Below are 14,880 nucleotides of genomic sequence, written 5' to 3' on the forward strand. Positions count from 1 at the left end.
GTCGAGATATCGAAATCGAAGAAGACGCTTCGGATTGAGATTTAATTTGATTGCTGGCATTTATAATTATGAACTTTCTTTGAAGACAAATTAGCGCTCGCCTGAGACTTTCGCAAGAGGTCTATTAATTAACGAAGCAGTCGGTCAAGAATTGGCGAAAGAGTTCAAAGGTGGAGCAATAAAAGACTTCGGGCGCCAGCCTCAAATTGAAATCACAACTCAAGTCTGCTGTCCCGAACCTGCGAGCGATTTGGATAAACTACACGTTCGCTGGGTTTCGATTCGCATAGCAGATAACGGCCCAGGAATGTCACCTAACAAGTACAATAAAATCTTAGAATCATTCTCTACCGAAAAACGTGCCCTCAAAGAAACCAGCTTAGCCGTTAGCTATCAAATCGTGACCGGCAAACACGGCGGCGCCTTCAGAATGCGATCGCAATTAGGCATCGGTACCGAATTTGAAATCTTGTTACCGCTAGCTTAAAGAAGTTATTGGTTATTAGTTATTAGTTATTGGTTATTGGTTATTGGTTATTGGTTATTGGTTATGAGTTATTAGTTATTGGTTGGTTCTAATAACCAATGCCCTATGCTCAATGCCCAATGCCCATTGCCCAATGCCCAATGACCTGTTTGGCCAATGCCCAATACCCAATGCCCATTCCCAATTACCTCCGATCATTTATCTAACTGAGTGCCGCATATTTTACAGAATTTAGCATTAGCATCATGTACAGACAAACCGCAACCCGTACAAACAGTTTCTACCTGATTAGCACTTTTAACTAACTGCTTGATCAAATCCCCCAATTGCCAAGGAATCAGAGCAATTCCAGTCAAAATCATCAAAATAGTCAGAAAACGACCTGATTCCGAAATCGGAGTAACATCGCCAAATCCCACCGTAGTCATCGTGACAACCGAGAAGTAAACAGCATCCAAAAAAGTCCCAAAACCTTCAGGATTTTCGGGATGTTCAACTTGATAAATCAAACCAGAATAAACAAAAATTATCGCCAGCAAAGTAAACAGAATTCTGGAAAAAATCACTCCATCTTCGCTGCTGATGCGAAGCACTGAATTTTTCAATTCCAAAAAGCGGATGAGTCTGAGAATTCTAAACCAGCGAAAAATCCGAATAAAACTGACATTGACAAATCCCAAAAAGAATGGTAAAATCACCAGCAAATCGACGATAGAGAAAAAACTAAAAATAAACTTAATTTTATAGTCAGCGCACCAAAGCCTCAGTAAATACTCGATAGCAAAAACAACTAAAAGGGCGGTGTCGAGAGTTTGTAATTTGATTCTAACGGATTGGGAAATCGGATAAGTTTCGGCGATAAAGCTGGCGGAAGAGAGGAGAATTAGTCCGGTAATAATTAAACTAACGGTTCTCCCTGTGGGTGTTTCAATATCTTCTAGATAAAATGCAATTTGTTTCCGGTTTAACATAAATAATCTGGATTGTAGGCTGGGTAGGGACACAACATTGTTGTATCCTCTTTAACTAATAGCTTAAAATATTTAAGGCGCTAATTTCAAATATCAGGTAATTATTGAAGATGACTATCGAATTAACGAAGGGTGAAAGATTTAATCTTTCTAAGGAATCTCCTGATTTCAATAAAATTGCGATCGCCCTGGGGTGGCAAGTCAGCCAAACAGCACAAAACTGCGACATTGACGCATCTGTTTTCATGTTAGCGGCTGACGGTCGGATTCCCGATGAAAAGTATTTTGTATTTTACAACAATCTGACATCGCCAGACGGTTCGGTGCGGCATTCTGGAGACAGCAGGAATGGACAAGTTGAGGGAGATGATGAGACGGTTTATGTGGATTTGAGTAAAATCAATTCGGCGATTCAGGAAATTGTGTTTGTTGTTACCCTTCACGAGGGAAAGGAAAAGAATCAAAGTTTTAGTTTAGTTACAAATGCTTTTATCCGGCTTTACAATTCAGAGACTGGAAGCGAGTTGGTTCGGTACAATTTAAATCAGATATTTTCGCAGGAAACGGCTTTGGAATTTGGACGTTTGTATCAGAAGAATGGCGAATGGAGGTTTCAGGCGGTGGGACAGGGATATAATGCTGGGTTGCAGAGTTTTGTGGATAAGTATTATGTTGAGAATGCGGCCCAGAAGGGCGCGAATGCTGGTGGGAAGGTTGATGATGCTGAGGTTTTGAGGCAATTTAGCGATCGGGTAGACAAGCAATTGCAAGCAGAATCTGTATCTAGCAAAGCGGTAGAATTGCCTGCTGCTATTCCTGTGAATCCTGACATTGCGGAATCTGAGGAAGAGGAAAAAATAGATGATTCTGCACTCAAAAATCTGGAACCCGTTATCAGTGCTGAGGAATTTTGGAAACGATATGAAGACGGAGAACGTGACTTTACAGGGATTAACCTAACGGGAGTGGATCTAAGTGGCAAAACTCTCGACTCTAATGTCAGTCTAAGTCAAGCAAACCTGAGCAGTGCCAATCTAGCAAATGCCAACTTAACAGGAGTAAATTTGATTGGAGCTAACTTGCAAAAGGCAAATTTGAACTCAACAAACTTGCACACTGCTGATTTGATTGAAGTTAACTTGAGTGAGGCTAACTTAACCAAGTCAACCTTGTATTATGCAAGACTAATTCAGGCAAATTTAATTCAAGCTAACTTAAGCGAAGCAAAGTTAGATAACGCAAACTTGACTGTAGCAAACCTCAGTAGAGCTAACTTAACTCAGGCAAGTCTGCATAATGTTAACCTGACAGGAGCAGACCTAAGTCAAGCGAAGGTAACTAAGGTCAACCTAAGTTATGCAAACCTTAGTGGTGCTAACTTAACAGGGGTAAGTTTGACTGGGGTAAACCTTCAAGGAATTAACCTTAGTGGCATAAATTTGAGTGGGGTAAATTTAACTGGCACAAATCTAAGTTATGCAAACCTCAGTGGCGTTAACTTGAGTGGTGTTAAGTTAAGTGGGGCAAATTTGAGTGCCGCCAACTTATATGGGGTTAACCTAACAGGGGTAAGTTTGGTTGGAGTAAACTTAGAAGGCGTTAATCTGAGCGGGCAAAACTTGAGTGGGTTTAATCTCTCTGGGGTTAACCTGTATGCAGCAAACTTAAGTGGAACAGACTTAACTTCTACAGACTTGCGCGGAGCAAATTTGAGCTGTGCAAACTTAGATAAAACTAACCTGAAAGATGCCAAATTGGTGGGAGCAAAGATGGATTGTGCAAACCTCGCAGGTGCAATTATGCCAGATGGCACAATCCACGAATGAATAAATGTTTGTAGTCAGGACTTCAGTCCTTCGCCGTTGTCTTCGATGTAAATGAGGACTTACCGACTCCGACTCAAGAAACCGGGTTTTTTACCGAATCAGCGGGCTGAAACTAGGTATTTTGGTTAAAAAACCCGGTTTCTGGCCACCCCTTCGTCCAAAACTATAAATGCGAATCTCCTGACGATCGCCCTATCTCCTGACGATCGCCCTACTACAAACCTGAAAGTCGATCGCCCTTCCCCCCCTTTCCCCCTTTTCCCCGTCTCTTCCTTCGCGCCCTTTGCGTCTTCGCGGTTCAATCCTCGTCATCCCAGTCCTCCGCGCATCTCCCAGCCATTACAATAGGTTCAGGAAAAAATCTTTACAAATAAGAACTCATGCAGCTCAAGTCCACAACCCGCCATATTCGCATATACACCGCCATCCTCGAAGACAACGAACTCGTACCCAGCAACGACCTTTTGACGATCGACATTGACCCTGATAACGAACTCAACTGGAACGACGAGTCAGTCAAACAGGTATATGCCAAATTCGACCAACTCGTAGACTCCTACGAAGGCGAAGACTTGACTGAATACAACCTCCGCCGCATTGGTTCGGAATTGGAACACTTGGTGCGATCGCTCTTACAAAAAGGCCAAATCAGCTACAACCTCAACAGCCGCGCTGTCAACTACAGCATGGGACTTCCTCAAGTTGATGCCAAAGTTCACCTCTAAGGGGAGAGGGAGAGAGGGAGAGGGGGAGATTAAGAAAATCTTCCCTCTTCCTTCTTACTTCTTCCTATCCGTTACATCCCGCACATTGCGAGTAAGGCCGAACGTCCTTTTTCCTATCCGTTACATCCGTTACATCCGCTACAAAATCCATTGCCGAACTTGCTCGATCAATCTTCCTCGCTCCCCGCCGTTTCTGCGTCTTTCCCGCTATTATTGGGAGTTACCGCACAATTGGGATCGCGGTGCAAAAACTGTTTTACCGCAACTTGGCGGTTGGTCATAAACTGACCCCAAGCGCCCGGAAATAGCCCATCCAAGGTTTCCACCAGCGCCCACACCTCAAGATTCATCACTTGGTAATAAAAACCGTGGGAATGCTTAATCTTAGTCAGCATTTCGTCTACCTCGACGGGAGGGAGCAGCTTTGGCTCGGGCAAATTCTCGGGAATGGTACTGGGCTCTTGTACGGGCATGGTTATATACTTAACTGCTTGCAGAGGCCGATCGATTTTAAATTTTAAATTTTAGATTTTAGATTCATCTGTGGTATGAATCTGGGGGCTTGAACTAATATCTAATTTTTTGTGCTGGTTGCGACTCCTGTCGGGGGCTGGCATCGGTATGCGGGTAAGGTTAAATTTAACTAGAGTGGCGAAACTCAGGCACTAGGCACCGATCGCCCTGCGCGACCAAAGTGAGAATTGATACTTATTTATACCTGCTGGCTCAGGGGACTTCTACGTACCTGCATCCTAGCATTACAGTTAGTTAAAGTCTCTATTCCCGCTCAAAGTCGCGATTGCTTAGGAAATTGGCACGATCGGGAATATGGTAAAAACATCGATCCCTCCAGCTTCCTGACTTCGGTTCCGTCGCGCCCGGGTCAAGCTATGAAAGCCGATCGCCAGATTTATGCGGGCGCCCACAAAATGGTAGACTGTTTTTGTCAGTACAAGACATTAAAACCAACTGCTGGACTGGGGGAAACTCACGCCTAAAACATTATCGGGAGAAATAACAGAGCACCGAAAAGTGCTAGCTTGGTGAGCCTAGGAACCTGAAAAATCAGGAAATTAGCACTGTAAAGTCTTGAAAATCCCCGCGTGCTGAGAAAGCGGGGGTGTAAAACAATCGCCACGTATCAACCCATCGAGGTTCAAGCGCTAGAATAGTTCAGATCAGCACTGGGCCCAAAGGCGTCAGGAACCCTTATGCAAAACTCTGTGCCAAAACACTATTTGTGGGCTGTAGGTGAAGGGATCAAAGCGTGTAAGCCGGGCGATCTGATCGGGGGTCGCTATTTGGTCAAGCGCGATCGACTTCTTGTCGATACTCAACCGGAACAGTTGCCCGAAATGCCCGAAGAGATTCCGAGTTCGATCGCTCCTTATCTGAGACTGTTTGCCTATCAGTTGCACGTACCTCAAGTATACGGACTGGTATCGTCCCGGATCAGCAAGCTCTCGGGAGATATCTGGCTGCTGGAAAACTCACCTATTTTAAAGGTGACGGAATCATTAATGCCGGAATTGGCGGACACCTGGAAAGGGGCCGCCGCCATGCGACAGCTAAATTGGCTGTGGCAAATTGCCAAAGTTTGGCAGCCGTTTATCGCTCAGGGCGTGGCTGCGACGCTGCTGACTCCGGAACTGCTGCGGGTGGAAGGGCAATTAGTTCGGTTTCTGGAATTGCAGCCCGATCGCAAACCGCCTAGTTTGTCGCAATTGGGCAAATTGTGGCAGCAGTGGATCGATGATGCTCACCCAGCAATCGCCAATTTTTTGCGACAGCTTTGCCAGCAAATGGTCGCCGGTCAAGTGCGCCACGGCGAACAACTGATGAGCCAATTGGATAAAGCTCTGGCAAAATGCGGCCGATTTTACGATCGGACTGTGGAAATTGCCACGGGCACGGATGTCGGTAGAGCGCGGGCTCACAACGAAGATGCTTGCTATCCGCCCGATGGTACGGTGTTTTCGGGAATTCCGGGATCGGAAGCTTGTGCGATCGTCTGTGACGGTATCGGCGGACAAGACGGCGGCGAAGTCGCTTCGGAATTGGCGATTACTGTGCTGCGGGACAAGTTGCTGCAAATGCCCCTGCATCAAGCTAATTGGGATCCGCTGAGCCTGACTTCTAAGTTGGAACGGGCAGCTTGTGCTGCTAACGACAAAATAGCCGGTCGCAACGACACGGAACACCGCCAAGGTCGCCAGCGCATGGGTACTACCCTGGTGATGGCTTTAGCGCACATTCACGAGCTCTATGTCGCCCACGTGGGAGACAGTCGAGCCTACTGGATTACCCGCACCGGCTGCTATCAAATTACTCTCGATGACGATGTGGCTTGCCGCGAGGTGCGTTTGGGCTACTCTCTCTACCGGGATGCTTTGGAACAAGTGGCCGCCGGAGCTCTGATTCAAGCTTTGGGCATTACTTCTTCCAACACTCTCCACCCGACGGTGCAACGTTTTCCGGTGGATGAGGATTGCGTTTTGCTGCTGTGTTCCGACGGTTTGAGCGATAAAGACCGAGTTGAGCAATGTTGGGAAGATGAGATTTTGCCGATTCTCGACGGTAGCATTACTGTGGCGAAGGCGCGCGATCGACTGATCGAGATTGCTAATACTAGAAACGGTCACGATAATGTCACTGTAGCTTTGATTCACTGCCAAGCACATTTGAGGGAAGAAAGCAATACTTTGACAGAATTGTCTGTCGCACCTTTAGAAGTGCCGATGGAACTAATTGCTGACAGCGAGGATATGCCAACCGATTTGACGGAAAGCCCCAGCCTTAGCGATACGAATTCTCAAGTGAAGACGCAGTTAGTACGATTGCCAGAAAAAGGCAAAAGTCTATTGACGCTGCTGGTCAAAATTGTATTTTTGTTGGGTTTGGGGGGTGTATTTGCTTATTTTTTCATTCCTCCGGTGGGTCGGGCGATCGATACTGCCGGGGAGTCGCTTTTTGGGAAACGCCATTTAACTAATCCTATAAACGGGCCGGGGAAAACAGTAGAATCTGTACCTACTGGGAGCAAATCTTTAGAAAAAGGCACGTTTGTAGAGATTAAAAGTTATGCGAATGAGGAATTGGGCTCATTGGGCGATCGCTTGAATTTGCAAGTTGCGATCGGTGAGTCGCCCGTTAAGGGAACAGTCCCTGCCGGTAGCGTTTTGCAGGTAACAAACAAACAGCTTACGCCTCAAGGCAACTGGCTGGAATTGAAAGTTTGTTCGATTCCTGAAATAGCGCGATCGAACTCTCCCAAGCCCAACTTAAATAAGGATTTTTCTACTGTTTCAACACCAGCAGTCAGTCCATCTCCGGCATCCGCAACTGCCTCGCCCTCTCCGGCATCCGCAACTGCTTCACCATCTCCGGCATCCGCAAATCCTTCACCATCTCCGGCATCCGCAACTGCTTCACCATCTCCGGCCTCGGCAAATTCCTCTCCATCTCCGGCATCCGCAACTGCCTCGCCCTCTCCCACGGTTAAACCAACAGTGGGAGTAGAAAGTGCCAAATTGCAAGCAGGGGATATCGGATGGATTCAAGAACAAGATGCTATTTCTAAGGTAGCAACTAATCCGAGTCCCGACCCGAATCAACAGGGGAAATGCGTTGTTGTTTCTGACTCAAACCCCAAAACTAATTAAACTATTAAGGCTTGGTTTTCAGTTGACAGTTGAAAATTGACCGTTTGCGGCCTACCTTTCCCTAAAAGGAAGAGGATTCAAACAGTGGATAATTTGGTTTTATTTCCCCCCTAAAAGACTGTCATATAGCCCTTCTCAGATAGGTGAGGTACGTTGTTGGGCTTCAGCCCTCTTGTGTTATATAGTAAGCGAGGTCGCATCAAAAACTCCTTTTAAAGTCATACCTCATCTTTCTGATAAATGCTATAGCTCAATCGAGAATGAGAACAGCTATGTCGGCCAGATTTGATGCAGTTACCAATAAATATTAAATGAGTCGGGCGGATTTCAGTAACAATTTTTGATTGATATTCACAATCTCTATAAAACGCCCTCAACGAGGGAAAGAACTTTTTAACACAATACGGTTTACTTAAAATTGTCATTGCGAGGAACGAAGCAATCTCCGTATCTATTTTTCATAGCAGTTTACCCCCAGGACTGTATACCAGTAAACGGTATTGCTTTTTAACAGGCAATAGAACGGACACGATATTAAAATTTTAGATTTTAGATTTTAGATTTGGCATAATTAAATCTAAAATCTAAAATAGTTGGAAACTTATTAGCCTAATTTCTTAGAGACTTCTGCAAGTTTAGTGACCATTTGGGCTACGGCTTTGTCAACTGCTGCGCTCAAAAGTCCATCTTCATTGCTACTGCCGGAATTGCCACCAATGCCTCTGACAGAAAAACTCGAATCGCTTTTATCTGCTTCTCCTACTGCTTTGGCGGTGGCAAGAATGTCTCCGGAAGCTGTTCCGATTAACCGCACGTCTATTTGCACGGTAGCTTTAGTTTTTTGGGAACCGCCACCGATACCCATGAAACTGCCGCCGCCGGATTGTCTGTCGATATTAAACTTGGTAATAGTGCCGATAAGTACGGCGTCAACTCCTAGTTTTTTGCCAATTTCGGCTGCGGTACCGGCATCCATTGAACCGCTACGATTTTCTTGTTTGAGGACTTGTTCGAGTTTGCTGCGATCGACTACTGTGTAAGTGCCGTTGTTGACAAGCTCGTTGATTAGCATTTCGCTGATGCCTTTAGCTGCGCCGACTCCTCTGTAGGAACTGTAATAGCTGTTGGTGGTGCCGTAGTCGAAATCCATGACTACTAGGCGCTTTTTGGCGGTAGCTTGGGCTAGTTGGGTTGCGGGTTTGATGGTGTCTGGTGTGGCGATCGCATTTACTGAAACGCCGACTAGCATTAGGGTAGCTAGGGAAATGCTGGTTAAGCGAGATATGGTAGTTGTTTTCATGAATTTTTCGTCACAATGATTCTGTGCAGACTCTAGAATAGTGCACCCAACCGCCGGATGTCAGGTGTGCTGGCGATAATGTTGGTGTGGGCGATCGGACTTTACTTTATTCTGACGCTAAAAATCTTTAATTTTTGTTAATTAACGGCAGATAAAAATAGAAACAGAGCAAGACTTTGATCAATGTTTCAATCCCTAATATTCGATACTTTCTTACCAGAAAGAATTGGTTTAAAGCCCCAAGCCCGATCGGGGAAAAATTAAAAGAAGACGATTCATTACTCCAATCCTCGGACTTCCATGTCAAGTGCTGTCAACTGTCAACTGTCCAGGGCTATTTCATTCTCAGGACGATCGCGATTTTGTAGGGGTAGTGGATGGTGCGTGCCTACCCCCTCTACCAACTCGGAGGGCGGGCACGGGGGCACCGCCCCTACAAGAGAATGAAACAGCCCTGGTTAACTGTCAACTGTCAACTGTCAACTGTCAACTGAATGAAGCCCCAGCCTCCATAAAACCCATCAACCAATTAGCCATCGTCGCCCTGCGAGTCTGTCTCGGCCCGAATTCCCCGATTTTATAGCCCTTAAATCCCAATTTTTCCTTTAGCAACTGCTTGTTTTCAGGAAGAGTCGATCGCGTCAATTTCACTGTCGCGGGCCTAGAATCAATAAAATCCGGCGGTTCTGGATAATCTTCGCGCCACTCGCTAGCAACATTATCGCTGTTCCACTTACCAGTCTCCCCATCGAGGCGGTAGCCCAGATACAGCCAAACTAATTTGTTGACAGCAGCATCGTCCATTTCTTCGTTGAGGATGGCCCAAATAGTTTCGTTGTTCAGCGGTGGCAATTCAGACATAATTCGACTTGGAGTGCGATCGACAATAACAAAAATTTAACCTATGGTGGTCTACCCAGATCCTAGGTTCGGCGCGGCAAAATCTAGATTTATTGGTGTTCGCATTCGATCGCCCCGCCGAACCACCCTACAATACTACTTACTCAAAAGTCCGTCCTTCTCGGCCATCGAGATCATCAAATCAATGACGCGGTTAGAATAACCCCACTCGTTGTCATACCAGGAAACGACCTTAAAAAACTTAGAATTCAGTTCAATACCCGCACCTGCGTCAAAAATGCTCGATCGGGCATCGCCCTGAAAATCTGTCGAAACCACCGCATCCTCAGTATATCCAAGAATACCTTTCAGTTCGCCCTCAGAAGCTTTCTTCATAGCTTCACAAATTTCTTTATAGCTAGTTTCCTTCCCCGTTTTGAAAGTAAGGTCAACCACAGACACATCAGGAGTCGGCACCCGCAAAGCCATACCAGTCAATTTTCCTTTCAATTCCGGCAACACCAAACTAACAGCTTTCGCTGCACCAGTCGAAGAAGGAATAATATTTTGAGCCGCACCGCGTCCTCCCCGCCAATCTTTTTGGCTGGGCCCGTCTACAGTTGGCTGAGTAGAAGTCATCGCGTGAACAGTCGTCATCAAACCTTCTTCCAAACCAAAATGATCGTTGATAACTTTGGCAATTGGTGCTAGACAATTAGTAGTGCAGCTAGCATTAGAAACAACAGTATCTTTTGTCGGGTCAAATTTGTGGTGGTTGACGCCTACTAGAAAAGTTGGAACTTTTTCTGGATCTTTAGTCGGTGCGGAAAGTATTACTCGTTTTGCTCCCGCCGTCAAATGTTTTGAACCGCCGTCAAAATCAGTAAACAATCCGGTAGATTCTACAACATAATCCGCACCCGCTTTACCCCACGGCAACTCAGTCGGATTTCTAATCGAAGTGCAGGGAATAAAATGTCCGTCAACGACAATCCCGTCTGGTTTCCCTTCAACTTCGCCGTCATAAATACCGTGGGTAGAGTCGTATTTGAAAAGATAAGCTAGGTTTTCTGGCGAAACTAAGTCGTTAATACCGACAAATTCGATGTTCGGGTTTTTGATGCCGGCACGCATGACTAGCCGTCCGATGCGACCAAATCCGTTGATGCCGACTTTTAATGCAGCCATGTTTAAACTCCTATTGAAAATATCGTTAGTCGATCGCGCGTTAGCGAAGCCCGCCCCTACGGGGGCTACGCCAACGAAGAGGATCGCCTGTTGTGGCTTAGAATTTACCACGCTAACCGATTTGGGCAACTGATTCTTTTCTATATCTTAAGAATTCTGAATTAGGTGCGGGCAGCGAAGGGCAATTAATCCTGAAATGACCGCTGGCTAATGATGGCTGATGATTTTAAAATTGTAAAATTGCTATAATCAACACAGATTTTTCTCACATTATCGTTGATTAAATTACTCTAAATTAATTAAAAAAAACTTATGTAAAAGCTCAATCTGCTTTATGCAGGAGCAATGGCTGATTTTCATAATGTGAAATGGCTAGATATTCAGAAACCCGATTTATCAAATAAACCGGGTTTCTAATGGCAGTTGACTGTTGGTAATTGTTATATAGCCTTTCCTAAAAAGATGAGGTATGCCTGACAGCTCGTATAAATCCTTAAACTAGAGGGCTAAAGCCCAACAACGTCCGCGAATCTTTCTGACAAAGACTATATCTGCCAATAATCAGTAACTACTGACTAATGACTAATGACTAATGACTACTGTCAACTGTCAACTATCAACTGTCAACTATCAACTGACTACCCGACGCACTTAGTAGTGAGCAATTCTACTGCATCCGAAATAAAACACGCCCCGCCAAACTTATTTAGCACCGGTCTAATATTTTCTGCAACTGCCGATATTTTATCGGGTTCGCAGAAAGCCAGCACATAAATATTATCCAGCATACTCATTGCTAAATCGTCCGATTTGCGTCCCCTAGTGGTTTTGCCGGCGACACCGCGAATCACCGAATAACCAGGGACGCCAGCTTTGTCTAAACCGTCTAAAATCTTTGGGAGCTCCACCGAGTTCGCAAAAATTTCTATCCTTTTAACTGCGTCCATAAGTTCACATCCAAAACATATTGATTGCGTATAAATACATGGGAATGCCTACAACGATGTTAAACGGAAACGTCACTGCTAAGGCTGTTGAAATGTAAAGGCTGGGGTTAGCTTCGGGAACTGTCAGCCGCATTGCTGCTGGTACTGCGATGTAAGAAGCACTCGCACACAATACCGAAAATAACAGGCTATCTCCCTGCGGCATTCCGATTAATTTTGCTATCAGTAAACCAACTGCTGCATTAACTATAGGAATTAGGATTGCAAAGGCGATCAGGAAAATTCCTGTTTCTTGCAAATCTTTAATTCTGCTAGCAGCAACCAGACCCATGTCTAGCAAGAAAAAAGTCAGAACGCCGTAAAACAAATCTTGAGTAAACGGACTCATAACTTCCCAACCGTGTTCTCCTGTCAGAATGCCCATAATGAGGCTGCCGACTAGCAGAAAAACTGAACTGTTGAGGAAGGCTTCTTGCAGCACTTCTGACCAAACTATTTCGCGTTTTCCTTCCTCTCCACCGAAGACACTTACCAGAATTAGACCGACGATAATTGCAGGGGATTCCATTAATGCTAGCGCTGCTACCATGTAACCATCAAAGTCGATTCCTAATTCTTTTAGGAACGAAGTTGCGGTGATAAAGGTGACGGCGCTGATGGAACCGTAGGTGGCTGCGATCGCTGCGGCATTGTAGGAGTCGAGTTTGATCTTCAGTATGAAGAAAGTATAAACTGGTACTAGCGCTGACATCAGCATCGCTGCGAAGATTGTCAGGGCGACTTGCTGGTTGATTCCGCTTCGGGACAGTTCGACGCCGCCTTTAAATCCGATCGCAAACAGCAGGTACAGCGAAAACAGTTTCGGGATGGGTGCAGGAATTTCTAAGTCAGATTTTAGGAAAATCGCCAGCATTCCCATGAAAAATGCTAATACTGGTGGATTTAAGATATTTGACGCTACGAGGCTTAAATCCACGATCGTTCACTCCCATTTCTGATTTTTTTAATATTACTTCACAAATAATTGTTACACGAGAATGGATCAATGGTGCGATCGAACTCTGGGAATGGCGATATATATTCCTAAAGACGGTTGCAGGTTGACAGCGTACACCCACAACAGAGTAAGGTGTGCGCTGCCAACCCGCAGCCTAAGTATTTTTCCCTAACTAAGCAGTTGCCAAATAAGACTCTAGAGCTTCGGAACCGCCGATCAACTTGCCGTCGATAAAGACTTGCGGCACGGTTGTAGCCCCAGTCACCGCCCGGAGCGATCGGGTTGTGACATCCCGGCCCAAGACGATTTCTTCATAATCCAAGCCCTTTTCAGTCAGCATTACCTTAGCCTTGGCGCAGAAGGGACAGCCCATTTTTGTAAACAGCGAAACTACCTTCGGCTTAGCTGCTGCGGAGTTGATGTAGTGCAGCATCGTCTCGGCATCGGAAACCTTGAAAGGGTCGCCCGGTTCCTCCGGTTCAATAAACATTTTTTCAACCAAGCCATCTTTGACTAGCATCGAATAACGCCAAGACCGCTTCCCAAAGCCTAAATCAGTTTTATCTACCAGCATTCCCATGCCTTCGGTAAACTCACCGTTACCGTCGGGAATTAAGGTCACATTGTCTGATTCTTGGTCTTTTGCCCACTCGTTCATCACAAAAGTGTCGTTGACGGAAATACAAACGATTTCATCTACGCCATTTGCTTTGAAAACTTTCGCCAATTCGTTGTAGCCAGGGAGGTGCGTTGACGAACAAGTCGGAGTGAATGCTCCCGGTAGAGAAAAGACTGCTACAGTTTTGCCTGCAAACAAATCATCGGTGGTGACATCCACCCACTCGTTGTCCTTGCGAGTGCGAAACGTGACTTTGGGTACTCTTTGACCTTCGTGGTTCGTCAGCATGATTTTGAATCCTTGGGTACTTGGGTTAAATTTCCTTGCTTGCTATACCGTACTCATAACGAGTACGACTTGTCAAGAGGGATCTGGTTTTTTCTTGAAACTCCGGGGCGTGGGAGAGTCAGTGCCTTGTCTTGGCGACAGCTTGGCGATCGAGCAGATTTATTAAAACTTGCTGTTTAGCATCGATCCTGCTTCTGCAAGCTTCGCTAACGCAAATTCTCTCTCCATGCCTTTGCTGCTGCTAGCGGATGAGGATTTTTGACACATTCTGCCAACATCTCGATATCAAGTTCCGGTAGCAATTCGCTTTGGGTAATTAATTCATAACCGCAGTTTGACACAAACTCAACCGGAATCTCTTCTCGCAAATGGTAGATCGAAAATCTCTCATTTCGCCAGAACCAAACCTCTTGCACATTCAACCTTCTATAGAGTTCTAGTTTATCGATGCTGCCACTGGTAACAATCACTTCAATTACCAAGTCGGGAAATTCTTTATCTGTGCCAATACAGTAAGCTTCATCGGGTTCAGTACCGCCACTTTTTTCCTCTTTTCGCAGAGTTGTAGACCCAAAAGGGAAATATTCAATATCAGCTTCTACAAAGTAAATTTCCAGCAAATTTCCAATGCGAGTTTTACCATTTTCATGGCGGCGAGAAGGTGAGATAATTTCTAAAATTCCATCTAAATAAGTAACTCGATATCCTGGTGCATCTCCAATTCGATTCAGCAATGTCTCGTATTCTTCCCAGTTCACTGTATCCGTGATGTAACGCTCTTCAGAATCTTGGCGTTGGAGTGCTTGTTCTTTAAGTAATGTATCTAGCTCGATTGTCAGCATTAGTATTACCTCATTACAAGTTGTTCTAATTTTAGCAGACGGCGGTTGAAACCGCGTCTTGTTAAAGGATATCAGCCGGACGCAAACTGAAGAGAAGGGTGCATCTGTGTTTTGCTTTTAATGCCGTGCGAGTAGATATTGTAGGGTGCGTCAGCGAGAAGCCGAATTTTCTGGTGAAGAGCCAGAAG

15 protein-coding genes and 1 pseudogene are annotated in these 14,880 nt (G+C 45.3%); 6 read left to right on the forward strand and 10 right to left on the reverse strand.

Annotation, left to right across the window (positions count from 1 at the left end):
• Together QZ938_RS24405 and QZ938_RS24410 are read left to right on the forward strand one after the other, a co-directional pair.
• Nucleotides 1–94, forward strand: a pseudogene (locus tag QZ938_RS24405) (IS5/IS1182 family transposase); the annotation flags it as partial.
• A gap of 57 nt (nucleotides 95–151) precedes the next feature.
• The gene (locus QZ938_RS24410) at nucleotides 152–487 is read left to right on the forward strand and encodes an ATP-binding protein (RefSeq protein ID WP_293353844.1); all 336 of its coding nucleotides are present in this window, start codon (nucleotides 152–154) and stop codon (nucleotides 485–487) included.
• Between the two features lie 194 nt (nucleotides 488–681).
• Here QZ938_RS24410 and QZ938_RS24415 read toward each other — a convergent pair whose 3' ends face one another.
• Complete coding sequence (locus QZ938_RS24415; RefSeq protein ID WP_293353846.1) at nucleotides 682–1,458, reverse strand: ion transporter; 777 nt, start codon at nucleotides 1,456–1,458, stop codon at nucleotides 682–684.
• 110 nt (nucleotides 1,459–1,568) lie between these two features.
• Here QZ938_RS24415 and QZ938_RS24420 point away from each other — a divergent pair, with 110 nt between their 5' ends.
• Nucleotides 1,569–3,284: a pentapeptide repeat-containing protein gene (locus QZ938_RS24420; RefSeq protein WP_293353848.1), complete on the forward strand. Its 1,716-nt coding sequence runs from the start codon at nucleotides 1,569–1,571 to the stop codon at nucleotides 3,282–3,284.
• 125 nt (nucleotides 3,285–3,409) lie between these two features.
• On the opposite strand, the gene QZ938_RS24425 is transcribed toward QZ938_RS24420, so the two are convergent.
• A complete protein-coding gene (locus QZ938_RS24425; RefSeq protein WP_293353850.1) occupies nucleotides 3,410–3,586 on the reverse strand; it encodes a hypothetical protein in 177 nt (58 codons plus the stop codon).
• A 78-nt stretch (nucleotides 3,587–3,664) separates the two neighbouring features.
• Between QZ938_RS24425 and QZ938_RS24430 the strand changes: the two genes are divergently transcribed.
• Entirely contained in the window at nucleotides 3,665–4,009 is a 345-nt protein-coding gene (locus QZ938_RS24430) for an NAD(P)H-quinone oxidoreductase subunit M (protein WP_293153741.1), read from the forward strand.
• Nucleotides 4,010–4,176: 167 nt separating this feature from the next.
• On the opposite strand, the gene QZ938_RS24435 is transcribed toward QZ938_RS24430, so the two are convergent.
• On the reverse strand, nucleotides 4,177–4,482 hold the full coding sequence (locus tag QZ938_RS24435; protein WP_293153744.1) for a hypothetical protein: 306 nt from the start codon (nucleotides 4,480–4,482) through the stop codon (nucleotides 4,177–4,179).
• A gap of 228 nt (nucleotides 4,483–4,710) precedes the next feature.
• Between QZ938_RS24435 and QZ938_RS24440 the strand changes: the two genes are divergently transcribed.
• Nucleotides 4,711–5,007 (forward strand): hypothetical protein, encoded by a 297-nt coding sequence (locus QZ938_RS24440; RefSeq protein ID WP_293153747.1) that lies wholly within the window; start codon nucleotides 4,711–4,713, stop codon nucleotides 5,005–5,007.
• Nucleotides 5,008–5,220: 213 nt separating this feature from the next.
• Nucleotides 5,221–7,671, forward strand: coding sequence for a protein phosphatase 2C domain-containing protein (locus QZ938_RS24445; protein WP_293353852.1), 2,451 nt, complete (start codon nucleotides 5,221–5,223; stop codon nucleotides 7,669–7,671).
• 604 nt (nucleotides 7,672–8,275) lie between these two features.
• On the opposite strand, the gene QZ938_RS24450 is transcribed toward QZ938_RS24445, so the two are convergent.
• From QZ938_RS24450 to QZ938_RS24480, 7 genes are all read right to left on the reverse strand, one after another.
• Nucleotides 8,276–8,971 (reverse strand): CsgG/HfaB family protein, encoded by a 696-nt coding sequence (locus tag QZ938_RS24450; protein ID WP_293153753.1) that lies wholly within the window; start codon nucleotides 8,969–8,971, stop codon nucleotides 8,276–8,278.
• A 486-nt stretch (nucleotides 8,972–9,457) separates the two neighbouring features.
• Nucleotides 9,458–9,832, reverse strand: coding sequence for a DUF1823 family protein (locus QZ938_RS24455; protein ID WP_293353854.1), 375 nt, complete (start codon nucleotides 9,830–9,832; stop codon nucleotides 9,458–9,460).
• A 135-nt stretch (nucleotides 9,833–9,967) separates the two neighbouring features.
• Nucleotides 9,968–10,999: a type I glyceraldehyde-3-phosphate dehydrogenase gene (gene gap, locus QZ938_RS24460; RefSeq protein ID WP_293153809.1), complete on the reverse strand. Its 1,032-nt coding sequence runs from the start codon at nucleotides 10,997–10,999 to the stop codon at nucleotides 9,968–9,970.
• Nucleotides 11,000–11,637: 638 nt separating this feature from the next.
• The gene (locus QZ938_RS24465) at nucleotides 11,638–11,946 is read right to left on the reverse strand and encodes a P-II family nitrogen regulator (protein WP_293153759.1); all 309 of its coding nucleotides are present in this window, start codon (nucleotides 11,944–11,946) and stop codon (nucleotides 11,638–11,640) included.
• A gap of 4 nt (nucleotides 11,947–11,950) precedes the next feature.
• Complete coding sequence (locus QZ938_RS24470; RefSeq protein WP_293153762.1) at nucleotides 11,951–12,922, reverse strand: sodium-dependent bicarbonate transport family permease; 972 nt, start codon at nucleotides 12,920–12,922, stop codon at nucleotides 11,951–11,953.
• Nucleotides 12,923–13,115: 193 nt separating this feature from the next.
• On the reverse strand, nucleotides 13,116–13,850 hold the full coding sequence (locus QZ938_RS24475; RefSeq protein ID WP_293153765.1) for a glutathione peroxidase: 735 nt from the start codon (nucleotides 13,848–13,850) through the stop codon (nucleotides 13,116–13,118).
• Between the two features lie 206 nt (nucleotides 13,851–14,056).
• Nucleotides 14,057–14,692: a Uma2 family endonuclease gene (locus QZ938_RS24480; protein WP_293353856.1), complete on the reverse strand. Its 636-nt coding sequence runs from the start codon at nucleotides 14,690–14,692 to the stop codon at nucleotides 14,057–14,059.
• Nucleotides 14,693–14,880: the final 188 nt, after the last annotated feature.

This window comes from Microcoleus sp. CAWBG27, assembly GCF_020883145.1.
Taxonomy (GTDB): Bacteria; Cyanobacteriota; Cyanobacteriia; order Cyanobacteriales; family Microcoleaceae; genus Microcoleus.

What these genes read in the sequence shown, in the direction of transcription:
- QZ938_RS24415 (WP_293353846.1), bottom strand. Translation starts at nt 1,458, where the DNA reads ATGTTAAACCGGAAACAAATTGCATTTTATCTAGAAGATATTGAAACA.
- QZ938_RS24420 (WP_293353848.1), top strand. Translation starts at nt 1,569, where the DNA reads ATGACTATCGAATTAACGAAGGGTGAAAGATTTAATCTTTCTAAGGAA.
- QZ938_RS24430 (WP_293153741.1), top strand. Translation starts at nt 3,665, where the DNA reads ATGCAGCTCAAGTCCACAACCCGCCATATTCGCATATACACCGCCATC.
- QZ938_RS24435 (WP_293153744.1), bottom strand. Translation starts at nt 4,482, where the DNA reads ATGCCCGTACAAGAGCCCAGTACCATTCCCGAGAATTTGCCCGAGCCA.
- QZ938_RS24445 (WP_293353852.1), top strand. Translation starts at nt 5,221, where the DNA reads ATGCAAAACTCTGTGCCAAAACACTATTTGTGGGCTGTAGGTGAAGGG.
- QZ938_RS24450 (WP_293153753.1), bottom strand. Translation starts at nt 8,971, where the DNA reads ATGAAAACAACTACCATATCTCGCTTAACCAGCATTTCCCTAGCTACC.
- QZ938_RS24455 (WP_293353854.1), bottom strand. Translation starts at nt 9,832, where the DNA reads ATGTCTGAATTGCCACCGCTGAACAACGAAACTATTTGGGCCATCCTC.
- gap (WP_293153809.1), bottom strand. Translation starts at nt 10,999, where the DNA reads ATGGCTGCATTAAAAGTCGGCATCAACGGATTTGGTCGCATCGGACGG.
- QZ938_RS24465 (WP_293153759.1), bottom strand. Translation starts at nt 11,946, where the DNA reads ATGGACGCAGTTAAAAGGATAGAAATTTTTGCGAACTCGGTGGAGCTC.
- QZ938_RS24475 (WP_293153765.1), bottom strand. Translation starts at nt 13,850, where the DNA reads ATGCTGACGAACCACGAAGGTCAAAGAGTACCCAAAGTCACGTTTCGC.
- QZ938_RS24480 (WP_293353856.1), bottom strand. Translation starts at nt 14,692, where the DNA reads ATGCTGACAATCGAGCTAGATACATTACTTAAAGAACAAGCACTCCAA.